20 protein-coding genes and 2 pseudogenes are annotated in these 23097 nt (G+C 68.2%); 4 read left to right on the forward strand and 18 right to left on the reverse strand.

The annotated features are described in order from the left end of the window. The 5 genes and pseudogenes from ACFFC4_RS17175 to ACFFC4_RS17195 all read right to left on the reverse strand — a co-directional run. A pseudogene (locus ACFFC4_RS17175) lies at positions 1 to 173 on the reverse strand (acetamidase); the annotation flags it as partial. A 190-nt stretch (positions 174 to 363) separates the two neighbouring features. Continuing rightward, entirely contained in the window at positions 364 to 1383 is a 1020-nt protein-coding gene (locus ACFFC4_RS17180; RefSeq protein ID WP_375503085.1) for a delta-60 repeat domain-containing protein, read from the reverse strand. A 440-nt stretch (positions 1384 to 1823) separates the two neighbouring features. Further along, a complete protein-coding gene (locus tag ACFFC4_RS17185; RefSeq protein WP_375503087.1) occupies positions 1824 to 2459 on the reverse strand; it encodes a LuxR C-terminal-related transcriptional regulator in 636 nt (211 codons plus the stop codon). A 52-nt stretch (positions 2460 to 2511) separates the two neighbouring features. Then, positions 2512 to 3750, reverse strand: a complete 1239-nt coding sequence (locus tag ACFFC4_RS17190; RefSeq protein ID WP_375503089.1) for a hypothetical protein — start codon at positions 3748 to 3750, stop codon at positions 2512 to 2514. 124 nt (positions 3751 to 3874) lie between these two features. Then, the gene (locus tag ACFFC4_RS17195) at positions 3875 to 4567 is read right to left on the reverse strand and encodes a hypothetical protein (protein ID WP_375503091.1); all 693 of its coding nucleotides are present in this window, start codon (positions 4565 to 4567) and stop codon (positions 3875 to 3877) included. Between the two features lie 633 nt (positions 4568 to 5200). Here ACFFC4_RS17195 and ACFFC4_RS17200 point away from each other — a divergent pair. Together ACFFC4_RS17200 and ACFFC4_RS17205 are read left to right on the forward strand one after the other, a co-directional pair. Further along, positions 5201 to 5835, forward strand: a pseudogene (locus ACFFC4_RS17200) (molybdopterin-dependent oxidoreductase). Positions 5836 to 5845: 10 nt separating this feature from the next. Then, positions 5846 to 6460: a cytochrome b/b6 domain-containing protein gene (locus ACFFC4_RS17205; protein WP_375503093.1), complete on the forward strand. Its 615-nt coding sequence runs from the start codon at positions 5846 to 5848 to the stop codon at positions 6458 to 6460. Here the strand turns inward: ACFFC4_RS17205 and ACFFC4_RS17210 are convergent. Further along, positions 6457 to 7677, reverse strand: coding sequence for a PucR family transcriptional regulator (locus ACFFC4_RS17210; RefSeq protein WP_375503095.1), 1221 nt, complete (start codon positions 7675 to 7677; stop codon positions 6457 to 6459). The two genes, ACFFC4_RS17205 and ACFFC4_RS17210, sit on opposite strands and share 4 nt — an antisense overlap. A 221-nt stretch (positions 7678 to 7898) precedes the next feature. On the opposite strand from ACFFC4_RS17210, the gene ACFFC4_RS17215 reads away from it, so the two are divergent. Further along, on the forward strand, positions 7899 to 10004 hold the full coding sequence (locus tag ACFFC4_RS17215; protein WP_375503097.1) for an ArnT family glycosyltransferase: 2106 nt from the start codon (positions 7899 to 7901) through the stop codon (positions 10002 to 10004). Between the two features lie 94 nt (positions 10005 to 10098). Here ACFFC4_RS17215 and ACFFC4_RS17220 read toward each other — a convergent pair whose 3' ends face one another. From ACFFC4_RS17220 to ACFFC4_RS17245, 6 genes are all read right to left on the reverse strand, one after another. Then, entirely contained in the window at positions 10099 to 10743 is a 645-nt protein-coding gene (locus ACFFC4_RS17220; RefSeq protein ID WP_375503099.1) for a nitroreductase family protein, read from the reverse strand. Between the two features lie 22 nt (positions 10744 to 10765). Next, the gene (locus ACFFC4_RS17225; protein ID WP_375503101.1) at positions 10766 to 11794 is read right to left on the reverse strand and encodes a TIGR03842 family LLM class F420-dependent oxidoreductase; all 1029 of its coding nucleotides are present in this window, start codon (positions 11792 to 11794) and stop codon (positions 10766 to 10768) included. Further along, positions 11794 to 13221, reverse strand: coding sequence for a dihydropyrimidinase (gene hydA / locus ACFFC4_RS17230; protein ID WP_375503103.1), 1428 nt, complete (start codon positions 13219 to 13221; stop codon positions 11794 to 11796). The genes ACFFC4_RS17225 and hydA overlap by 1 nt, the downstream gene beginning before the upstream one ends. After that, on the reverse strand, positions 13221 to 14069 hold the full coding sequence (locus ACFFC4_RS17235) for a nitrilase-related carbon-nitrogen hydrolase (RefSeq protein ID WP_375503105.1): 849 nt from the start codon (positions 14067 to 14069) through the stop codon (positions 13221 to 13223). Before ACFFC4_RS17235 ends, hydA begins: the two co-directional genes overlap by 1 nt. Positions 14070 to 14140: 71 nt before the next feature. Beyond that, complete coding sequence (locus ACFFC4_RS17240; protein WP_375503107.1) at positions 14141 to 14845, reverse strand: MOSC domain-containing protein; 705 nt, start codon at positions 14843 to 14845, stop codon at positions 14141 to 14143. Next, positions 14845 to 16386 carry a PucR family transcriptional regulator gene (locus tag ACFFC4_RS17245; protein ID WP_375503109.1) on the reverse strand — a complete coding sequence of 514 codons (1542 nt, stop codon included), beginning with the start codon at positions 16384 to 16386 and terminating at the stop codon, positions 14845 to 14847. Before ACFFC4_RS17245 ends, ACFFC4_RS17240 begins: the two co-directional genes overlap by 1 nt. Before the next feature lie 41 nt (positions 16387 to 16427). On the opposite strand from ACFFC4_RS17245, the gene ACFFC4_RS17250 reads away from it, so the two are divergent. Continuing rightward, positions 16428 to 17453: an isopenicillin N synthase family dioxygenase gene (locus ACFFC4_RS17250; RefSeq protein WP_375503111.1), complete on the forward strand. Its 1026-nt coding sequence runs from the start codon at positions 16428 to 16430 to the stop codon at positions 17451 to 17453. A gap of 16 nt (positions 17454 to 17469) precedes the next feature. Here ACFFC4_RS17250 and ACFFC4_RS17255 read toward each other — a convergent pair whose 3' ends face one another. The 6 genes from ACFFC4_RS17255 to ACFFC4_RS17280 form a co-directional block, all read right to left on the reverse strand. Further along, entirely contained in the window at positions 17470 to 17886 is a 417-nt protein-coding gene (locus ACFFC4_RS17255; RefSeq protein WP_375503113.1) for a VOC family protein, read from the reverse strand. 11 nt (positions 17887 to 17897) lie between these two features. Further along, on the reverse strand, positions 17898 to 18998 hold the full coding sequence (locus ACFFC4_RS17260) for a sugar ABC transporter substrate-binding protein (protein ID WP_375503115.1): 1101 nt from the start codon (positions 18996 to 18998) through the stop codon (positions 17898 to 17900). A gap of 86 nt (positions 18999 to 19084) precedes the next feature. After that, positions 19085 to 20209 carry an ABC transporter permease gene (locus ACFFC4_RS17265; protein ID WP_375503117.1) on the reverse strand — a complete coding sequence of 375 codons (1125 nt, stop codon included), beginning with the start codon at positions 20207 to 20209 and terminating at the stop codon, positions 19085 to 19087. Beyond that, positions 20206 to 21720, reverse strand: coding sequence for a sugar ABC transporter ATP-binding protein (locus ACFFC4_RS17270; RefSeq protein WP_375503119.1), 1515 nt, complete (start codon positions 21718 to 21720; stop codon positions 20206 to 20208). Before ACFFC4_RS17270 ends, ACFFC4_RS17265 begins: the two co-directional genes overlap by 4 nt. Further along, the gene (locus tag ACFFC4_RS17275; RefSeq protein ID WP_375503121.1) at positions 21717 to 22007 is read right to left on the reverse strand and encodes a 2Fe-2S iron-sulfur cluster-binding protein; all 291 of its coding nucleotides are present in this window, start codon (positions 22005 to 22007) and stop codon (positions 21717 to 21719) included. Before ACFFC4_RS17275 ends, ACFFC4_RS17270 begins: the two co-directional genes overlap by 4 nt. Continuing rightward, positions 22000 to 23082, reverse strand: a complete 1083-nt coding sequence (locus ACFFC4_RS17280; RefSeq protein WP_375503123.1) for an isopenicillin N synthase family dioxygenase — start codon at positions 23080 to 23082, stop codon at positions 22000 to 22002. The genes ACFFC4_RS17275 and ACFFC4_RS17280 overlap by 8 nt, the downstream gene beginning before the upstream one ends. Positions 23083 to 23097: the final 15 nt, after the last annotated feature.

Consider the following 23097-nt stretch of genomic DNA (forward strand, 5'->3'; position numbering starts at 1 on the left):
AACTCACACACCTCGCTGACCAGGTCGCTGGTTGAGCGCACCCGTCCGGCGAAGCAGTCCTCGGTATAGACCTGCAGAATCGTGCCCGGTTTGATTCGCGCCACCGGCGCAGCACCGCCGAACGTCCAGGCGTAGTCGCCCTCGCCGGGGGTGTATGTCAGCACATCGGTCATGCCACAGTCTCTCGCGACTTGTCTTCCGTGTGCAGTTGCTTGCCGACGATCTCAGCGGCCCGTCGGCTCGTTCCCTTCTGGCGCGGATGTCTCGCTCGCTCCTGAGCAGAGGCCACCGTGGGTATCGCGGCGACCCTGCTCGCTCTGGGTGGATTCTGTCTCGAGCTGGGCGCTTGTCGCAGGGGAGCGCCTATTTACTCCGACATGCGATGACGAAGCCTCGGCCGGCGAAGGTCTGACCGCTCACGTAGATCGTGCCAGCGCCGACGGCGGAGAGGGATACAAGGCCACGTCCCCAGTTCTGCTCTCCGACAGCCAGCGAATTTGACCGGAAGCTATGGTCGACCGACCCGTCTGCGTGAAGGCGGGCAAGTCCAAATTGCGAGGCTTTGCCTCGCGAGAAGTTGCCGAGGACAACGATCCTATTATGCGCCGTAAGCGCGATCTGTGTCGCAAACCCAGGCGCGTGGCGACCACCCGCAAACATGAAACGTTGGGCTGTTCCATGGGAGCCGAAGGTGGTGTCGACCGAGCCGTTGAGGTGCAGCTTTGTCACCGCCGCGGTGGTACAGGCGAACGATTTGGGATGAGTCGGCGCGCTCCCGGCTAGGAACAGCGCATTCTTGGTGACTAGGCTCAACTGGGCATTGCCAAGGCTGATTGATCCGTGCTTGCCGAACGACCGGTCAAAGGCAAGGTTCGTGGTGTATCGGAAGAGTCGCTGGGTGCCGCCGCCGTTATCAGCGGTCACGTACCACGCGCCGCCGTTGGGGCTTGCCATCAACCCGTAGACGTTGAGATATGCCGCGCCGGCGAGGGTTACGGACGCCGCGGGGTGCCCGGAGGGTGAGTATTCGGTGATCCTCGAGGCCGTCAGGCTGGTGCCCGGCGAGCCGTTATCAAGTTGGGCAATCGCCCCGTTGCCCGCCACCGCGACACTCGTACCATTTGGGCCCTGCGTGATCTGGACGGATCCGCGCTTGCCGTAGCTTGCGTCGAGTCTGCCGGCGGCGCTGAAACGGGTCACCTGCAGTGAGGTCTCTGACGTTGAGGCGACGGTAACGAACTTTCCGCTAGCGAGTCGTACGAAATCCTCCAGATCGTCCGACGGAAGACGAATGCTGCCGCGGTAACCGAACCGCTTGTCAACTGCGCCGGCCGCGGTCAGCCTGTTGATAGTGACGGTTGTCGTGGTTCGGGCAACTAACACGTGAGAGCCATCGGCCAGTGCGGTGTAAGCGCCGTAACCGTGCGGCTGTACGTACCTGCCGTGATTGGCGAAACCCTTGACGAGACCCCCGGCCGGGCCCGAGCCATTCTTCGGCCCGCCGGTCGCACACGTTGCCGATAGCGGCTCATGTGATGCGGGTGGCGTGGCTGTGGCAGTAGAAGGCGCCGCGCACACAAGCAGCCCGCACGCTGCAGCGAGAGCCAGGCTTCGACGAACGGCGGGGACCCAAGAGCTTGCCTGGTGACTCGGTGTGGTTGCACTGCAGGTCATGGCGCATTCCCCGTATCTTTGTAGTGAAAAGTCCGCTTCGAAATAGCGGCGGATCTGCGGGTCAAACGAGACTTCAACACCCCGGTGAATGATTGCGGTACGCCACGTCGGGCAAAACTGTGGTTTCTACGGTGTTTGCCAGCCTAGGTCTAGTCGAGCAGATCGCCAGGACCGATCCCAAGGCGACGTTCGAGGTCAGCAGGCGAATGGGTGCGCAAGTACTCTGCGAAGCGGGAGGTGGCTTTGGCCATGTGGTCCTCTGCGGTGCGTTTGGAGATGTAGAGGCGTTCGGCGATGGCTGCGAACGATTCACCTCGCGCTCGGGCAGAGAGCACCTCGCGTTGCCGGGGGGTAAGGGCTTCGGTAGCACCGCGGCGGTCAAGGAGCTCAATGAGGCCGGTCAAGGAGTGGGGAATGACCAAGCCACCGGCGGCGACCTTGTCGATCGCGTCCGCAAGCGCCTGGATCGAGTCGGTCTTGTGGGTGATGCCGTGGGCGCCGGCGGCGATGCAACCAGCGAGGACTTCGCGACGGCGCTCGTTCGTGTAGAGCAGGACACGGTGGCCTGCTGCCGCAACTCGCGCAACCGCTCTGGCGCCTTGCGCACGGTCGTCCTCATCCGACGACAGGTGCAGGTCGAGAAGAACAACATCTACGTTAGGTGACACGATGAGGAACTTTTCGGTTGACTGGTAGGTACCGAGGACCTCTATGTGGGGCAGCAACAGCGGTAGGGCAAGTCGTATGACGGTGTCGTCGTCGATGCTTGCGATCCGGATACTCAATTGAACAGCTCCACAGTTCGGTGGGACCGATCTGCGCTCCCTGCTGTCGCCGTCAACCACGCCGGGCCGCCTCCTTAACGACGGGGCCGCGGAGTGTGAGGCAGGTTCCCTGGCCGTTCGCAGTCTCAAGTTCGGTGGAGATGTTGACGTCATCAAGGGCCTGTTTCACTTGAACGGCGAGACCAAAACCCGTCAAGGTGTGCGCAGCGTCGAAACCCGTCCCATCATCGCGGATTGTCATGACCCAGTGGCCGACATCGTCGGCGTCCCGTTTCCCACATGCTTGGTCCACGTGGATAGTGACGTTCTGCGCATCGGCGTGCACCCGGATGTTGTGCAGGATGGCGGTGATCGCTCCCTCCAGCGCTTCGGCGGCAGGCTCGTCAAGGCAGGTGTCGCCTGCGAGGTCAAGCGCTAAGTCAATCGGAAGGTCGTCGAAGCCGTAGACAGAGGCATGAACAACATCGCGGATGTGTCGGGCATCGTTCCCGGTTCGGGGTTCAGCACCGGGTGGGCGTTCCAAAAAGGTGCGGATCTTGGTTGCGCCCGCGCCGGCCTGGTGACGCAGAAGTACTTCGAGTTCGGGGTTCGTGCTGGGTTGAGCGAGGAGGGCAAGCACGGTGGCCTGATCGTGCAGGAGCCTGCGGTGCCGGTTGTATTCGTAGTAGCGGGCTGCCACCACAGCGTCGTCGCGCGCTTGATCGGCATCGCGGCCCAAGCGTCGAAGGTAAGTTGCTAGAGCGCGGGTAAAGAGTGCAAAGCCAAAATACGCCACGGTGTTGGACAGAACGGTGGACCTAGCGCCGCTGCTGGCGCCCGGCAAGCTGACTGCGACGTAGCCGACGGCAAGCGCGGCCGATGCAGTCATTGTTTGCCAGCGTTCCGGGAATCCAATACCCGCACCCAGCGCGGCCGCCACGCTGATCGCAAAACCCCAGGCAACCCAAGTCCCGACGCGGTCGTGAGTCGTGGTGAAGAACGGCTCACATAGCAATACGAGTAGGCCCGTAGCGGTGTCCAGGGCTGCCCATGTCGCGCTGCGGTACTGCCTGGCTCGGATGACAGCTGTCGAGATTGCGATGGTCTCGAGGACATAAAGGGCGATGAGCGCAAAGAACAGCCACCTGTTGGTGGTCTGTTCGGTGCTTCCGGGCAGCGCGAAGAGGAGTTGAACGGCGTCTGTTGCCCGTAGCCCCAGGAACGCAATGAGGGCACAGAGCTCTGTGCCGGCTGCGGTCGTCGGAAGGGACGGGCGGCCGAGGCTCCATTGAGTGATGATTCGCAGCAGCAAGAATTGGCTCCGTCCCTCCTGAGCCCTCAGCAGTGCACGGTGCTTACCCAGGCCGGCGGCGAAAACGGCAATGTTGTCAGTACCCGGACCTCAGAGTATCTGACGAAATGACCCTTTGGCCTGCTCAGGCTCGTCGCAGGAAGGTGGTGACTTGGACGATCCCGGCGGGTTGCGCGTCCACGATCTTGGCGACGCGCCGCGTCATGGTCGGCAGCGTCAGCACGGTGCACATCTGCCCGTCCGGCGCGAAGTCGTAACCGAAACCAACGGCTTCAACCTGGGTCAGGGGTGCGTGCACGGGCTGTTCCTCGATGAGCGGCAGCAGACGTGACGCGGTTCGGTTGATCTCGGACCGGGTGTAGCGGGATCTCACGACGCACAGTGCCCGCGGATAGGACGGCGCAAGCGCAGCACGCACAGCACGCACGTTCGCGGTGGTGACGATGACCGCGACGGCCTGGGTCTTCGACGCCGCGAGACTGGCGATGCGCAGCGTGCTGGCGGTGTGCGCGTGCTTGTACCGGCCCATGGCCGCGAGGTTCACCCACGGCGTGACGATTCCGGGCGGCGAAGGCTTGGCTTTGGCCCAACCGCCTGCGGGTGCGCTGCAGGGAACGCGTGGCCCGCCGACCTGGCCCAACGATGCCGGCCCTTGCGCCTTGACCCGCAGGCGGCCCTTGTCGAATACGCCGATCAGCTCGGCTTGCCCGTAGGTGATGTGGTTCTGGGTGAAGCGGTGGCTGAGCCGCGAGACGTCGACACCGTACGCGTCGACACCGATACACGACGGTGCATGCTTCGTGTCCGTGGCGTACACCTGATTAGGGTCGCAGAAACGCGTGGGCCGTCCCGGCACGACCTGAACCTCGCCGACGCCCGCGACGCGGTCGCCATTGTGGAAAACGAGGTTTCTGGTTCGTCCCGACGGAGTCGGTGCTGACAGGGCCTGCGCCGTTGGCGTCAGTCGCGTCAAGGGGGCTGAGTTGGCGGCGAGCAGCTCGGCTGGTCCGGACGCACTCAGGCCCATCGCGACCGCCGACGCGATCATGACTATGGCGACCGCGCGCCACCGACGTGTGAACGGCAGACCCAACAAGCGACCCCGTGAGCAGTTCACTACATCCGTCATGGCGCTCTCCCCGCACGTCCCGCCGCAACCATAAGACAAGACGCTGCGCCGGCCTGCCGATCCGGCAGACGGCGCGGTGGCCGAGCCCGATACCAAGCGCGCGCTTCTGCGCGCGCGGCGGCACACTGGTGGCAGGCCCACCCGCAGCGGACGGCCCCGACCTGAACACCCGGGAGTGCCCCTCATGCAGAGCCCCGACTTCGGCGTCAGGCGACGAGCGCGCTGAACGTTCACCTACGCCGGCGCGGGACTCCGTCAGATGCGGCAACAGACGTGGCGACCGAGGACGGTGCGCCCGTCGGCCGGCGCGTCGTGCTCGGCCTGCTCGGGCTCGGGGCGTTGGGCACGGTATTCGGCCATCGGATCCAGGACGAAATGGCCAGCACGCTGGGCCCGATCGCGCAACGCGATCCGACAGGCTTGCTCCAGCTCATTCCGCTGGGCGACACCTTCCGCTACTACTCGGTCACCGGGTCGGTCCCGACGCGCACCGCTGCCACCTACCGGCTGCGCGTGTCAGGGCTCGTCGCCCATCCCGTGACCTACTCGCTGCCCCAACTGCATGCGCTGCCACGCAGCAGCCTGGTCCAGGGCTTCCAGTGCGTCACCGGATGGCACGTGCCCGACGTCCACTGGGCGGGTGTGCGGCTGTCGCACCTGCTCGTCTCGCCGAGCCGACCGCGAAGGCACGCGCCGTGCTGTTCCGGTCCTTCGACGGCACGTACACCGAGTCACTGACGATCGCTGAAGCGCGTCGCGCGGACGTGCTCGTGGCGACGGAGATGCTCGGCGGCCCGGTGACCCACGACCACGGCGGGCCGGTGCGGATCTACGCCGGTGGGATGTACGGCTACAAGAGCATCAAGTGGCTGTCGGGCATTCAGCTCACCGACACCGAAATTCCCGGCTACTGGGAGACGCGAGGCTATGACATCGACGGACGCATCCGGAGCTGAGGAATTAGTGGTGTCGACCGCAGTGTCTCGGTTCAGCCGGGCCGAGCGACTGGTGCACCGCACGACCGCGGTGCTGATGACGGTCTGCATCGTCACCGCGGCCGTGCTCTACAACGGTTCGATCTCGGTGCACGTCGGCTACCGCCACGTCGTCGAGCTGGTCCATGTCTACTGCGGCTTCGCACTGCCGGTGCCGATGGTGCTCGGTCTGGCCTCGCGCGCCTACCGTGCCGACCTGCGGCGGCTGAGCCGCGTCACGCCCGGCGACCGTCGCTGGCTGCGCTCGAAGACCCGACGCGATGGCCGCATCCGGGTCGGCAAGTTCAACGGCGGTCAGAAGCTGAACGCATCATTGGCCTGCGGGTCGATCCTCGTCCTGCTGGGGACGGGTGTACTCATGTACTTCGTCGGGCTCGCACCGCTGGCGATTCGGACGGGCGCAACCTTCGTGCATGACTGGTTCGCGCTCGCCGTCGGCCTGCTGGTTGTCGGACACGTCTACTTCGCAATGAAGGACGCGGAGGCGCGGCGCGGAATGCGCACCGGCCGGGTGTCGCGAGAGTGGGCCGCTCAGGAGCACGCGGACTGGCTGGCCGAGGTCGACGACTTGGGGACCACCCGCTAGTCAGGCCAGGAAAGCAGCTGGGCACCGAGGGCGGCAAGCTGCAGCGGGAAGCGATCGGCCGGCAACGCGGGGTCGAGGCCGGTGAGGTCGCGGATCCTGTCGAGGCGGTAAGTGACCGCCCGTACCGACAGGTGCAGGGCCCGCGCGGTAGCGGTGTTGTTGCCGCCTGCTGCTGTGTGCGCGGCCAACGTCTCGACCAGTGGTTGCGGACCGCCGCGGGCGGCGCGCAACGGGCCGAAGGTGGACTCCACCAGATCGCGTAGCGCGCCCCGGTCCCGCAGCAGCACGCTGTAGGCCAGCACGTCGCGAGCATCGACGACCCGGCCGGGCAACCCGAGCCGGCCTCCGAGCTCCAACGCATCGAGTGCTTCGCGGTAGGACGAGACCACGCCGTCCGCGCCCGGTCCCGAACGCCCGATGCCGAGCCGCCACCCGCCGACCGACGCCCGGCCGTCACGCTGTCGGTCGAGCACCTCGCCGATGCGTTCGACGACATAGTTGACGGCCGCGCGGTCGGGCGCGGCGAAGACGACTGCGAGGCGGCCCTCCTTGCTGGCGAGCAGGGTTTGCGTGTCGCCCTTCACGCCGGAGATCGACCGCTCCAGGGTGCCGATCAGCGGCAATCCGTCGTCGAAGGCCCGCTCGGCCTCGACGGTGACAACGGCGTGCGGGCCCGACAGATCGAGACCGAACCCGTCCGCGCGGTGCAGTAGCCCGACGACGTCGGCCGTGCCGCCGAGCAGGTCGTCGATGAACTCGCGGCGGGCGGATTCCTGCGTGCGCACCAGGGCTCGACGCGCGAGCTGGTAGCCCTCGGTCAGTGCCGCGACCACGTCGTCGGCGGCATGCAGCATGACCTCGCCGGCCATGACCACACCCTGCGGACGCTCGGGTGCGTGACGGACGGGTGGCAGGTGCGTCCACAACCGCCAGGCGGCCGACAAATAAAGATCGAGGACGGCGCGCAGGGCCACGCCTTGCCGGGCGGCGCGGTCGCCCAGGCTTCGGTAGCCGCGGACGTCCGCCGGGGCGAGCGGGTGGCCGGCGACCACGGCGGCGACGACAACGGACAGGAAATCCCCGAGCAGGTCGGCGGGGACTCCCCCGGCATCCGCGGCGGCCGCGCTCGCGAGCTCGGCGAGTACGTCGGCGGGCACATCGCCGGCCACACCGCTCGCCACACCGCCGGCCACGTCATGGTCCCCGGGCTCGGTCACCGGCTCATCATGCCGCCCCCTCCGTGATCAACAGCGCCGAAACGTCGGCTGCCGACGTTTCGGCGCTGTTGATCACGAGTGGGTCACGAGTGGGGGGTCCACAGGATGTTGACATCCGCTCCTGGGCTGCTCTTGACGTTGCCGTGAGGCGGCCATGAGGCCCACTCGCGCAGGCTCGTACGTACTGATCGTGCTCCGCCCCTGCCACCGAGGATGCCGCCGTGACAACAACTCTCGACCGTCCGGATGCGCAACTGCGCGTCGTCGATCCACCCAGCCCCACACCGCCGCGCAAGGGACGGGTGCGTCGCCTCGTGCGCGGGCCGGCCGACGAGCCGGGCTGGGCGCGTCCGGCACTGCTGGTGCTGCTGGGCCTGACTGCGGTGCTCTACCTCTGGAACCTCTCGGCCTCCGGTAACGCCAACAGCTTCTACGCCGCAGCGGTCGAGCAGGGCACGCACAGCTGGAAGGCGTGGTTCTTCGGCTCGCTGGACTCCGGCAACTCGATCACCGTCGACAAGCCGCCGGCCGCACTGTGGGTGATGGGCCTGTCCACGAGGATCTTTGGCTTCAATTCGTGGAGCCTGCTCGTGCCGCAGGCCCTCGAAGGCGTGGCCGCCGTCGGGCTGCTCTACGGCGCAGTACGTCGGGTGGCGGGTGTCCCGGCCGGGCTGTTCGCCGGCGCCGCGCTGGCCCTCACTCCGGCCGCCGTGCTGATGTTCCGCTTCGACAACCCCGACGCTCTGCTCACCCTGCTGCTGGTCGCCGGCGCGTACGCCGTGACCCGCGCGCTCGAGTCCGCGTCCTGGCGTTGGCTGGCCTTGGCCGGCTCGGCGCTCGGTTTCGCGTTCCTGACCAAGATGCTGCAGGGCCTGCTCGTACTGCCCGCGTTCGCGCTCGTCTACCTGGTGTGTGCACCGACGTCCCTGCGCAAGCGGATCGGGCACACCCTGCTCGCCGGTCTGTCACTACTGGCCTCGGCGGGTTGGTACGTGCTGGTCGTCGGCCTGTGGCCGGCGTCGGCACGCCCCTACATCGGCGGCTCGACCGACAACTCGATCCTCGACCTGGTCTTCGGCTACAACGGCCTGGGCCGGCTGTTCGGCTCCGAGGGCAACGGCGGGGGTGGCGGTGGCGGCACGACCGGCTCCTCCTTCGGAGGCGCTACCGGCCTGACCCGGCTGTTCGGCTCCGAGATGGGTAACGAGATCTCCTGGTTGCTACCCGCTGCGCTGGTCGCGTTCGTCGCCGGTCTGGTCGTCACGACCCGGGCGGCCCGCACTGACCGGACGCGCGCCGCGCTGATCCTCTGGGGCGGCTGGGCCCTGGTGACCGCGCTGGTCTTCAGCTACATGCAAGGCACCATCCACCCGTACTACACGGTGGCGCTGGCCCCGGCGCTGGCTGCGCTGGTCGCGGTGGGCGGCGCGGCGCTGTGGCGGGTGCGCTCGACGGTGCTCACCCGCGCTGGGCTGGGCGCGATCGTGGTCGCGGCCGGCGGGTGGTCGTCCGTGCTGCTCGGCCGCACGTCGTCGTGGCATCCCGAGTTGCGCTGGGTCGTGCTCGCTGCGACGGTGCTGGCGGTGCTGGCCCTGGCCGTCCCCGGCCGCCTGGCCGCACGAGGCGTGGTTGTCGTCGGACTGGTCGCCGCGTTGCTCGGTACCGGCGCCTTCGGCGTCGCCACCGCCGCCAGTCCGCACACCGGTTCCATCCCCAGCGTCGGCCCGGCCGCGGCGCAGACCAGCGGCATGGGCGGTGGCGGCGCGAGCGGCGGCCGCATGCGCTCGGGCACGGCGCCGACCGGCACGCGGCCGTCCGGTGCGGCGTCGACCGGCACCCGCCCGAGCGGCACGGGCTCGAGCGCCACGGGCTCGAGCGGCACGGGCTCGAGCGGCACGGGCTCGGGTGGCACGGGCTCGAGCGGCACGGGCTCGGGTGGCGCACCGTCCGGCTCTTCGTCGGCCGCCGCGATCGGTGGCGGGTCGAGCACCAGTTCCGCACTCGTGGCCAAGCTCAAGGCGACGACGTCCACCTGGGCGGCAGCCGTCGTCGGTGACCAGACCGCGGCCGAGCTCGAGCTGGCCAGCGGCAAGGCCGTGATCGCGATCGGCGGGTGGAGCGGCACGGACAACTCGCCGACGCCGGCCCAGTTCGAGGCCTACGTCAAGGCCGGCAAGATCCGGTACTTCATCGGCAGCGCGAGCTCCGGCGGCCAGGGTGGCAGCAGCGGCGTCGGCAGCCAGATCGCGGCGTGGGTGGCAAAGCATTACACCGCCACCACCGTCGGCGGCCAGACCGTCTACGACCTAAGCGCTGCCGCCTCCTGACCCTGCCGGGGGCGCGCTTGTCCGTCAGGGTGGTCGTGATTTCCGCCCAAATCACGACCATCTCGGCGGACAAGCGCCCAGATACGTGCGGCGCTTACCAGCGGTCGAGGTGCAGGACGTCGTCGACGGGTTGGCGCGCGGCCGGCTTGAACGTCTCGCCGGTGTAGTACGCGGTCGGCAGCAGGACTCCGTGCCGCACGTTGTCCGGCAGACCGAGGATCTCGGCCAGTTGCGGCTCGCGGGCCAGGGTGAACGACGTCCAGGCGGTGCCCAGCCCGCGGGCCCGGGCAGCCAGGCAGTAGCTCCAGGCGGCCGGCAGCAGCGAGCCCCACAGCCCGGCCTGATTACCCGCAGGCAGGCTCGCGGCCTCGATGCACGGGATCACCAGCACCGGCACCTCGGCGATGTGCTCGGCGAGCCAGCGCGCGCTGTCCCCGACCCGCTGCTGCACCTTCGCCCGCGCGGGGTCGTCGGTGAACTGGCCGGCAGCCGAACCTCCGGAGGCGAAATAGAGCTCCCCGACCTCCTGGTAGAGATGCCCGATCGCCGCCCGCTGGGCGGGATCGGTGACGATCAGCCAGTGCCAGCCCTGCTTGTTCGAGCCCGACGGCGCCTGCAACGCGACCTCGATCGACTCGCGCACCAGATCGATCGGCACCGGACGCGTCAGATCGAGGCGTTTGCGGACGGTGCGGGTCGTGGTGAGCAGTTCGTCGGGCGAGAGCGGAAGTGTCGTCATACCCCGATCATGCCGCTCCCCGTCAGGACTTCGCGTCGACCCTGGTGTTCACCGCCGGCATGACCTTCTCGCCGTACGCGGCGAGCGTGGCGTCCTTCGCGTCGTGCTGCAGGTAGAGCGCGAATTGGTCGACGCCGAGCTCTCGCAGTTCCTCGAGCCGCTCGACCTGCGCCTCGGGTGGCCCGATGAGGCAGAACCGGTCGATCACCTCGTCGGGGACGAAGTCGGTGTGCTCGTTGCCGGCCTTGCCGTGCGAGTTGTAGTCGTAGCCCTGCCGCCCAGCGATGTAGTCGCTCAACGCTTTGGGCACGGCGGCGTCTGTCCCGTAGCGCGCGACGATGTCGGCGACGTGGTTGCCCACCATGCCACCGAACCAACGGCACTGGTCACGGCCGCGCGCCAGCCCGGCGTCGGTGCCGTCGGTGACATAGGCCGGCGCAGCGACGCAGATGGTGATCGATGCCGGGTCGCGGCCCGCGTCAGCGGCGGCCCTGCGGACGGCGGCGATCGACCACTCGGTGATGGCCGGATCCGCCAGCTGCAGGATGAAACCGTCGGCGACCTCGCCGGTGAGGGCGAGCGCCTTCGGCCCGTACGCCGCCACCCACACCGGCAGCTTCGACCCGCGCGACCACGGGAAGCGCAGCTGGTTGCCCTTGTAGTCGACGGCCTCGCCGTTGGCCAGACCACGGATCACCGCGATGGATTCACGTAGCGTCTTCAACGTCACCGGCGCGCCATTGATGACGCGCACCGCCGAGTCGCCGCGGCCGATGCCGCATACGGTCCGGTTGCCGAACATGTCGTTCAGCGTCGCGAACAGCGACGCGGTGACAGTCCAGTCACGAGTGGCCGGATTGGTCACCATCGGACCGACCGTCATGCGGTGCGTCGCCGACAGGATCTGGCTGTAGACGACGTAGGGCTCCTGCCAGAGCAGGTGCGAGTCGAACGTCCAGGCGTGCGTAAAGCCGTACGACTCGGCCTTGACGGCAAGGTCAACGACCCGCCACGCCGGCGGGTCGTTCTGCAGTACTACTCCGAAATCCATCAGATCAAATTCTGCGACAGGGAGCGCTTCACGAACTGACCGTGCGATTTCGACCCGACATACCCAGAGGTATTTTTGATCACGGAGCCACGGGACAGCACGACGTCAACATGCCCGTCGATCTCGTAACCCTCCCAGGCCGAATAGTCCATGTTCATGTGGTGCGTCTTTCCCACGCCGATCGACGTGTGGCCGTTCGGGTCGTAGATGACGATGTCGGCGTCCGCGCCAGGAGCCAGCACGCCCTTGCGGCCGTACAGCCCGAACATCCGCGCCGGCGTCGTGCAGCAAACGTCGACCCACTTCTCGAGGCTGATCCGCCCGTCGACCACACCCTGGAACAGCAGGTCCATGCGGTGCTCGACCGAGCCAATGCCGTTCGGGATCTTGGCGAAGTTGCCGATGCCCATGTCCTTCTGGTCCTTCATGCAGAACGGGCAATGGTCGGTGGACACCGTGGTGACGTCGCCCGTCCGGATGTAGCGCCACAGCTCGTCCTGGTGACCCTCCTCGCGTGAGCGCAGTGGCGTCGAGCAGACCCACTTCGCGCCCTCGAACGCACCCCACTCGTCGCCCCGCGCGCCGAGGTTGTCCTCGAGTGAGAGGTACAGGTACTGCGGGCAGGTCTCGGCGAACGCGTTCTGCCCTGCGTTGCGCGCCTCGGCGATTCGGGCCAGTGCCTGCTTGGCCGACACGTGCACGACGTACAGCGGCGCGCCCGTCATGTCGGCCAGCATCACCGCCCGGTGCGTCGCCTCCTGCTCGGTCTGCCAGGGGCGGGTGACGCCGTGGAAGTACGGGTCGGTGTCGCCGCGCGCGATGGCCTGCTGCACCAGCACGTCGATGGCCGACCCGTTCTCGGCGTGCATCATGATCAACCCGCCGTTGCCGGCCGCGGTCTGCATGGCTCGCACGATCTGGCCGTCGGAGGACAGGAATACCCCGGGGTATGCCATGAACAGCTTGAAGCTGGTGATGCCCTCGTCGATGAGCTCGTCCATCGCCTTGAGCGACTCGTCGGTGACCTCGCCGATGATCTGGTGGAAGGCGTAGTCGACGGCGCAGTTGCCGGCCGCCTTCTCGTGCCACAGCGCCACCTGGTCCTGCACGCGTTGCCCGTGCGCCTGCACCACGAAGTCGACAATCGTGGTGGTTCCGCCCCATGCTGCGGCCCGCGACCCGGTCTCGAACGTGTCGGATGCCTGGGTGCCGCCGAACGGCATCTCCATGTGCGTATGCGCGTCAATACCCCCAGGTATGACGTACTTGCCGGTGGCATCGACGATCGTGTCGGCCGTGATCGAACCGAGCACCGCCGAGCCCGGTTCCAGCATCGCCACGATCCGCTCACCGTCGACGAGCACGTCCTGCAGGGACGAACCGGTGGACGAGACGACGGTGCCGCCCTTGACCAGCGTGGTCGCCACTACGGCATCACGGTCCGGGTGTAGGACTCGGGCCGCCGGTCGCGGTAGAACTGCCAGTCGTTGCGCACGGTGGTGATGAGGTCGAGGTCGAGGTCACGGGTGACGATCTCTTCTTTGTCCTGCGAGCCGACCTCGCCGACGTAGTTGCCGCGCGGGTCGACGAAGTAGGACCTGCCGTAGAAGTGCGGGGCGTCGTCGCCGAACTCGCCGATCTCCTGACCGATGCGGTTGTTGGCCGCGACGAAGTACTGGTTGGCCGCGGCGGCCGCGGGCTGCTCGAGCTCCCAGAGCCGGTTCGACAGACCGGGCTTGGTCGCCGAGGGGTTGAAGACCAGTTGCGCGTTGTTCAGCCCCAACTCGCGCCAGCCCTCGGGGAAGTGCCGGTCGTAGCAGATGTAGACGCCGACCCGGCCGACCGCGGTTTGGAACACCGGGTAGCCGAGGTTGCCGGGACGGAAGTAGAACTTCTCCCAGAAGTTCGGCAGGTGCGGGATGTGGTGCTTGCGGTACTTGCCGAGCAGGGTGCCGTCCGCGTCGATCACCGCGGCAGTGTTGTAGTACTCGCCGTCGTTCTCGACCTCGTAGATCGGCAGCACGATGACGAGGTTCAGCTCCTTGGCCAGCGCCTGGAACCGCTCGGTGGTCGGGCCGGGAATCGGTTCGACGTACTGGTAGTACTTCTGGTCCTGCACGGCACCGAAATAGGGGCCGTAGAACAGCTCCTGGTAGCCGATGATCTGCACGCCGTCGGCCGCGGCCTCACGCGTGAGTTCCTCGTGCCTGGCGATCATCGACTCCTTGTCGCCGGTCCAGGCGACCTGCGTGACAGCGGCTCTGATCGTGCTCATGGTGTGTCTCCCTGCATTGATGGTGACTGTTGATGATCCTGCTACGACGACGTTTCGACCAGATCTCGCACTCACCCGGGCGGATCGTCGCCGTACATGCGGGCGTGGTCGGCGGGTTCGCCGTGCCGCTCGATCCGCTTGCGCAACCCGGGGACCAAGGACTCGGGCAGCTCGACGGAGTCGAGGAGTCGCAGCGCTCCGGCGACGTCGTGCTTGTCGTGGTTGAGGATGCGGTTGGCCTCGCTCACGCTGATTCCGTGGCTCGCGCGTGACACCAGGCGCAACAGGTCGCCGGCCCGGACAAAGCCATGTTGCAAGACACGCAGGTGGAACCCCGTCATGCCCTGCTGCTGCACGTAGAGCGCCATCTTCGGCAGCCCGTACCGGGCAGCGATCTTGTAGCAGGGCGCCCGCGGCTGGGTCACCTGGACGTGGGCCTCCCCGACCTCGAACTCGTCGCCCAGTTGCACCTCGCTCTCGAGCAACCCGGTGACGGTGAAGTTCTCGCCGAACGCAGCCTGGGGCGGCAGGTCGAGGTCCAGGCGCTGCGTCCAGTACTCGTAGTGTTCGAACGGGTACACGCAGACCGCCTTGTCCGGGCCGCCGTGGTGTTCGTACACATGCTCGTCGCCCGGCAAGCCGTCGATCGACAGCAGCATCGGCCCGTCGACCGGTTGCTTGTGGTACGCCGAGACGATGCGGCGCTCGCCCTGCACGATGGCCGACACGGTGCCGATGTTGAGGGCCCGCAGCGTCCCGCACAACTGCGCCGGCATCAGGTGGGCTCCTCGTCCAGGCGGTGCAGTTCGACGGCGACGAACACGGCCAGGCGCAGGTCCGGATCGTCGAGGAACGGCCCGAGGACCGACTGCAACCGAACCACCCGCTGCCGCACGGTGTTGCGATGGACGAACAGCAGCCGCGCGGTCTCGGCCAGGTTGCCGTGCGTGGCGCGCAGCGCGTGCAGGAAATGGCGCAGGTCGGCCGCCTCGTCGTCGGGCCCGGCGACCGGCCCCAGCACCTCCTCGACGTAGGCGCGCCGCTCGTGTTCCGGCAATTGATACAGCAGGCGCCGAACGCCCAGCTCGGCGTACGCCGTCATCTGGTTGGCGACGCCCAGGCGCCGGGCGATCGTCGCTGCCCGCGCCGCTTCGCGGTGCGATCCCGGCAGGCTGCGGACGTCGTCGACCGTGCGACCTACACCGACCGCAAGCGGGATGGACGTGACCCGCCGGAAGCTGCGCACCAGCACGTCGAGGTCGCTGCGGGCATCGATCAGCAACACCAGACCGCCCTCGTGCACGATCATGGTCCCGCGCGGGTCGGCGGCCCGCAGCGCATGGTCCAGCTGGTCGGCGAGCCGGCCGAGACCGGCGTGGCTGAGCGGCTGGGCGAACGGCTCGACGACCACCACGGTCATCCGCAACGCGGTGAACAGGCGCTGCCGTCGGGCGCGACGGAAGGCGGCCTCGCGTGCCTGCAGGTCATGGCCGAGCATGAGGGTCAGGAGGTTCTGGGCCGGACCCGATCGCGTCTGGTCCGCGCTGTGCACGAGGACGGCCAGGGCGAGCAGGCCGGACGAGGCGTCGAGCAGCCGGCGCTCGACCGCGTCGAGCGGCGCGGCGCGGTGGACGGCGAGCGAGCCCACGAGCCCGCCGGTGCGGCGCAGCTCGGCCAGCCCCACCTCGTCGTCGAGGGCGTCCAGCGCATCGAAACCGGCGTCCTCGTCCTCGCCACCGCTGGGCCCCGGTCGGCCCTGCGCGACGACGCGTCGGTCGACGTCGCGCACCACCAGAGCGGCGTCGAGCAGCTGCGCGAGCCGGTCGACGAGCGGGTGCAGGCTGACGTCGCCGTGCAGCAACCGGGCCAGCGGCTCGTCACCGGCCGGGATGCTGTCCGGGGTGTCGCCGCCGTCGCTGCGGGTGAGGCCACGCACCAGGGCCACCACCCCGCGAGCCGTGCCGTCGACGCCCCACAGCAGGCCCTCGCGGGCCTCGGCCGCCGCCGCGACCACGGAACGTCCCGGCCGGCCGGCGGCCGCGGCGGCGACCACTGCGACGGAGCCTGGCCGGTAGAGATGACGCAGCCGGCCCAGCACCAGTTCGAGCGGCTGGGCGAGGACGGCTCCGTCGTCCGCGCCCCACTCCAGGACCGCGAGGTCGGAGGAGCGCACGTCCTCGTCAGCCTCGCCGTCCGGCCGCCGGCCGGTGGGCTCGACGAGGTAGGCCCCGGTGATCTGCGGGTCCGCCGGCTCGGCGAGCAGCAACAGCCCGGTGTGTTCGGCCACCTGTGTCACGTCGGCACTCACCTCGCGCACTCGGTGGCCGTACGCGTGCCGCTCACGATCGCCACCGCACAATGGGCAGTGTGCAGAACCTGCCGGTGATCGATCTGGCCGCGACCGCGACCGACGAGGGCGTTGTCGGCGCCGGCGCGGAGCTCGACGCTGCGTGCCGCCGGCTCGGGTTGTTCGAGGTGGTCGGGCACGGCGTGCCCCCCGCGCTGTTCACCGAGCTGTTCGCAGTCACCCGGCAATTCTTCGCCCTGCCGGACAGCGTCAAGTCGCGGGTCGCCCAACCTGCGCCCGATCAGGTCCGCGGCTGGTCGGCGGTGGGCAGCGAGGGCGTCGCCTACTCCCTGGACGAGGAGTCGCCCGCCGACCTGCGCGAGAAGCTCGACATCGGCCCGCCCGTCCGCGCCTCCGACGCGGACACCCGCGACGGCTACTACTTCGACCCGGCCCGTGCCGGGCCGCACCTCGCACCCAACCTGTGGCCGCGCGAACCGGCCGGTCTGCGAGCGGTGTGGGAGACCTACTACGCGCACCTGGATCGGGTGTGCGCCACCTTGATGCGGCTGTGCGCGACACGTTGGGGTCTGCCGGTGCACTGGTTCGACAGCCAGATCGACCGCTCCGTGAGCATGTTGCGGGCGCTGTACTACCCGGCCCAGATCGAACCGCCGCTCAGCGGCCAGCTGCGCACCGGCGTGCATACCGATTACGGCGCATTCACCGTGCTGACGGGTGAAGACGCACCTGGCGGCCTGGAGGTGCTCGACCGCGTCGGCCAGTGGACGCCGGTGACCACGACACCTGGTCGGCTGCTGGTGGCGGTCGGTGACCTGCTCGCCGAATGGACGGCGGACGAATGGCCGGCCACCTTGCACCGGGTGGCCAACCCGCCCGCGGGCGGGGCGCGCAACAGCACGCGGCTGGCCTTCGCGTTCTACCAGGAGCCGAACTACGACATGCACGTCGACATCCTGCCGCCCTTTCGCCGTCCGGACTGGATCGCGCAGTCCCCGGTGCTCACCGCCGGTGAACACCTGCGGCAGAAATACCTGCGGCAGACGACGTTCGGACGGCGCCCACCGCAGCGTTGAGATGTGCGGTGAGACGTCACCCGTGCATCTCGGGCAGGTGGTTGATCCGGAACGCGTTGCCTTCGGGATCGAGGACCACGGCCTGCCAGGCGCCGTAGTAGGTGCGGTGCGGCGCCTGGACCTGGGTGCCGCCACCCGCGAGGGCGCGCTCGAGGCGCACCTGGACCAACGGCTCCTCGGATACCTCGAAGGTGACGAACGAGCGAACGCCGGAATCTGCACCGAGCGGACGGGGCAGTTCGAGCAGCTCGTACGCGGTCGCGGCCGCGCTGAAGCCGAGCACCGTGTCCCCAAGGTACAGCCCGCGGAAATGCGGCGAGCGCAGTGATTCCACCTCGGCCAGGTCGAACACGGCCTGGTAGTAGTCGGCGAGCTCGAGGCGGTCGGCGAAGACGCTGACGAACGACAGCGTCACCGCGGCGGACTCGTGCACTGCATGCGTGCTCAGAACTTCACCTTGCCGGCGAACTCCTTGTAGCGGTAAGGGTTCTTGGTGATCTCGGCCTGTGCCGTGCTCTTGACGATCATGGCCTGCGAGATGGGGTTGTCGAAGATCGGTGAGCCACCCTCGAGCTTGGCCCGCACCGCCTTGGCCACGACCAGGCCGGTCTGGGCGTCGGAGTAGAACCGGTCGGCGGCAAGGTAGGGCGTCCCCAGCCAGGTGAACATCTCGTCGTCACCGTCGCTCGAGACGTGCGTGATGTTGGTGATCTTCTTCGACTTCAGGTAGGAGGCAATGCCGTCACTCATCGACGCCGAATAGGCGACGATGGCCGTGGTGTCGGAGTGGGCCTGCAGCCCCGACTCGACGATGGTGGTCGCCTTGCTGCGGTCGAAGAAGCCCTGTTGGCGCACGGCGACGGTGAAGCCGCTGCCCGACAACGAGGCGTTCAGGCCTTGGTCGATCTTCTCGGAGAAACCCTGGCCGAGGATGCCCTGCACCACGATGACCTTGCCCGGCTTGGCGTTCTTCTTCAGGTACTCGCCGATCAGGCGGCCACCCTCCACCGAGTCGAGGTTGGCGACACCGGTGTAGTACTTGTCGGCTGAGGACTTGCCCGGCCAGAGTGCGTTGCCGACCGCGACGTTCTGCTGGCTGCACAGCTGCGCTGCCTTGCCGATCGCGTTGGCGTCGGCCGGCAGGACGATGAGTCCCTTGATGCCCTGCGTCAGCAGGTTCTGCACGTTGCTGAGCTCGTTCTTGCTGTCGAAGTTGTTCTGCACACCGACGACCTTGTAGGAGGTGCCCTCGAGCGCCTTGAGGACGCCCTCGGCAACGTAACCGGAGTAGGCGTTGATGCCGTTCAGCGAGATGCCGACGGTCTTGCCGGAACCGATGGACGCACTGCTGCTGCCGCCGGAGCCTGCGGCCGTCTTCGAGCTGCCGCTGCTGCTGCTACTGCTGCTGCAGGCCGCGACGACGCCGCCGGCGGCGAAGAGGCCGGCCAGCGAGAGCGTGCCGCGCAGGAAGTCACGCCGGGCGAGGTCGGGAAGGGGAACGGGGCCGGTCGGGATGGCGGAACCGTACGGGGTGGGACGCGACATCTGTACTCCTGTGATGGTGTTGGAATAGCCGGAGCACGGACCGCGTCGATGGGGTCCGCTGGAGAGCTGGCGGGTGCAGGCGAAGGTCAGGGGCCGCTGCCGCCTGGTGGGGCGGGTTGCGCCTCGGCGGGCGGCCGGCGGGAGACGAACCTGGAAACCTGCGAGCGCAGGGCCGCTGCGAAGCCCGCCCGGGTGCGCACCTGGGCCGAGCGCAGGTCGGCAGCAGCCGTCGCGACCACGGCAAAGATCAGGATGCCGCCGGAGACGAGACTCTGGTAAGCGCCGGCAACCTGCAGGAAGGTCAGCGACGCGTTGACCGTGCCGAACACCATCGCCCCGAGGAACGTGCCGATCATGGTGCCGCGACCGCCGGCCAGCGCCGCGCCGCCGAGCACGGTGACGGCGATGGTCGACAGCTCGAGGCCCTGCCCGGAGTTCGGGTCACCGGAGGCGAGCCGAGCCATCATGACCAGTCCGGCCAGCCCGGTCAGCAGGCCGTTCAGCGCGAACAGCTCCACCGTCAACCGTTTCGTCGGCAGCCCGGCCAGGAACGAGGCCTGGGGTGACGAGCCGAGCGCGTAGACGTTGCGGCCGAACCGGGTGAAGTGCAGCAGCAGACCCATGACGATCAGCACGACGATGAGGGTGACCGCCGGCGCACGAAGGCCGAGGAACTGTCCGAAGCCCAGCGTCTCGAGCCCGCTCGCCACGCTGACCGGGCTGTTGTTCGACAGCACGAGCGCGAGCGACGCGAACACGCTCAGACCGCCGAGGGTGAGGATGAACGGCGGCACCCGCAGGAATGCGACGATCACGCCGAACACCAGGCCGACCCCGGTACCGAGACCCAGGCAGATCACCACCACCTCGGGGGTGCTCCACGAGGCGCCGAACAGCTTGGCCGCAACGACGGCGACGAACGAGACCATGCTGCCGACGGACAGGTCGAGCTGCCCGCCGATGATCAGGAACGTCTGGCCGGCCGCCAGGATTCCGAGCACCGCGATCTGCGACAGGATGTTGTCGAAGTTGGTCGTGGTGAGGAATGCCGAGTTGCGCGAGTTCGAGTACAGGGTCAGCGCGACGATGGCGAGGACCAGCGGGATCGCGGTGCGGAAGAACGTCGTGGTGGGCGACTGTCGGCGCGCGGTCGGGCGCGGGGCGCGTTCCGGCGGGGTCTCGGTCTGCTTCTTGGTCAACTCCATGCTCATGCGGGTACCTCGTCGCCCATCTCGAGTTGGTAGAGCCGCTCGGGGGTCGCCGCGTCCCCGTCGAGTTCGGCGACCACCACGCCGTCCCGCATAACGATCACGCGATCGGCGAGGCAGGAGATCTCCTCGTAGTCGCTGGACACCATGGCGACGGCCAGCCCCTCGGCGGTGAGATCGAGCAGCTGTTGATAGATCTCGAACTTGGCGGCGATGTCGACTCCCGCGGTCGGTTGATCGAGGACGAGGACGGTGCTTTCGGCGAGCAACCACCGCGCGAAGATGACGCGCTGCTGGTTCCCGCCGCTCAGCGTCGAGACGGCCCGCCGCGGATCACCGGCCTTCACCTGGCCCCGAACCAATGCTCGCCGGGCCAGCGCGACGGCCGCGCTCGGCCAGTACAACCAGCCACGCCAGCCCCGGCGTGAAATCAACAGGTTTTCCACGATGGGACGCTCGAGCAGCAGACCCGCAGCCTTGCGATCGGCGGGCACGAAACCGATGCCCCGGGCCGCGGCCCGTGTACGTCCGGAGAGCTTCCCGCCGCTCATCGAGACCACCCCCGTCGGCGAGGAGCTGGCCCCGGACAGCACCTCGGCCAGCTCCGACGTCCCGGAACCGGCCGCGCCGCAGAGGACCAGGATCTCGCCGGCCCGGACATCGACGTCAACGGGCAGCAGCACGGGTGGGCTGCTGACCCCCCGGCCGGCGAGCGCGACCGTGCTTCTGTCACGTTCGGCCCGCGGCAGCCGCACGTGCGACACATCGCGGTCGAACATCGCACCGACCAGCTCACCGGTGGTGGTGTCGGCCACCTGGAAATCGGCGACCTTCTCGCCGTTACGCAGCACGGTGGCGACGTCGGCGACCTCGAACACCTCGTTCAGGTGATGCGAGATGTAGAGCACCGCAGTCCCCGAGCGGCGCAGACCGCGGACGACGCCGAAGAGCACCTCGACCTCGCTGCGCCGCAGCGAGGCCGTCGGCTCGTCCATGACGACCAGCGCCGCCTGCCGGTGCACGGCCCGGGCCAGTTCGACCAGCTGCTGCTGGGCCGCGGTGAGGTCACCTGCAATGGTCCGGGCGTCGAGGTCGAGCCCGAGTTCGTCCAGCTCGCGCTGGGCCCGCCGGGCGACGTTGCGCGCGGTCACGAGCCCGAGGCGACCGGCGGAGACGTCGTCCAGAAGCACGTTGTGCGCGACCGACAGGTCGGGCGCGATCTGCCGTTCCTGGTGCACCACGCGCACCCCGAGCTTCTGCGCCGCGCGAGGTGTGTACGGCCGAAGCTCGCGGCCGGCGACGCGCACCGTGCCCTGGTGCGGCTTCTGGGCCCCGGTGACCACCTTGATGAGGGTGGATTTGCCAGCACCGTTCTCACCGAGCAGGGCGTGCACCTCGCCCGCCCGCACGGTCAGGCTCACGTCGTGCAACGCGCGCACGCCGGGGAACGCCACACCCAGGTGCTCGACCTGCAGCGCCGCTACGTCCCTGCGGCTAGCTGTCCCCTCGCTCACAGGTCGAGCGCCAGAACGGCGGTCTGCGATCGGCTCACGCAGATCGCGATCCGTCGATTGGCCTGTCGGGCCCGATCGCTGAGGACCGTGTCGAGGTGAAGGGGCAGACCCTCGAGGACGTGCGACACGCAGGTACCGCACTCGCCCTTGCGACAGAAGAAGTCGACATCCACGATCTCGCGCACGGCGTCGAGGATGCTCTGGTCTGCCCGCACGTCGACGCTGCGACCGCTTCGGCGCAACTCAACGGTGAAGCTGGACGGGGGGCCCGAGGAGGGGCTAGCCACCGGCGACCACCGAGGCCAGCCCGGTCGTTGCCCCGCTGTGGGTCTTGGCGAACTTGCTGACGAGGTGGTCGCCCGAGGTCACCGGGGCGTAGCGCGGTTGCTCACCCGGGGCCAGGCAGGTGGGGATGCACTCGATGAGTGCGTCGTAGTTGGGCTGGTGGAAGAAGACCAGCGACATGCGACGGTTGTCACCGGTGCCGGCCGGCGGGTTCGCCACCCGGTGCCGGGTGGACGTCCAGGCGTCGTTCGTCCACTGCGCCATCAGGTCACCGAGATTCACGACCAGGGCGCCTGGGACGACCGGGACGCGGACCCAGTCGCCGTCCTTGGTGAACACCTGCAGACCGCCGGGCGCCTCCTCCTGGCGCACGATGGTCAGGCTGCCGTAGTCGCTGTGCGCGCCGGCGCGCATCTGACCGGGCAACGGCGGCACGTCGCTGTGCGGGTAGTTGATCGCCCGCAGCATGCTGATGTCCTTGTCGATCTTGTCGGCGAAGAAGTCGGCCGGCAGGGACAACGCCGTGGCAAACGCCGACATCAGCCGCTGGCAGAGGTCATTCATCGCATGAAAATAGGCCGTCCAGATCTCGGCCATGTCCGGCGGCGTTGCCGGCCATTGATTGGGCAGGAAGTGCGCCCCGGCCTGCTCGGGGGCGTAGTACGGGTCGTCCGTCGGGAAGTCCACCGGGCCCACGTCGAACTTCTCGTGCAGGTCGGGCGGGGTGGCGAGGTCATCGCTGTAGGCGAAGGACTGCTCACCGACTGCGCAGTACCCGCGGATCGTTTCGGGATTCGGTTGGGCGACCGCCCGTTTGGCCGGCATGTCCTGGTCGAAGAACGCGCGCGAGACCGAGTACATCGCGTCGATGAGCTGCGGGTCGATGCCGTGCCCGGTGATCTGGAAGAACCCGATCTCGCGGCACGACGCCCCGATCGCGTCGGCGACCGCAGCCCGCTTGTCCGGGTCGTCGGAGCTCAGACCGCCGATGTCGATGACCGGTACAACGTCGTTTACAGCGTCGTTTACAACATCGTTTACAGCGTCGTTTACAGCATCGCCCACAGCGTCGTCCATACGTGCTCCCCCTTG

It is taken from the genome of uncultured Jatrophihabitans sp., from assembly GCF_964244045.1.
Taxonomy (GTDB): Bacteria; Actinomycetota; Actinomycetes; order Mycobacteriales; family Jatrophihabitantaceae; genus Jatrophihabitans.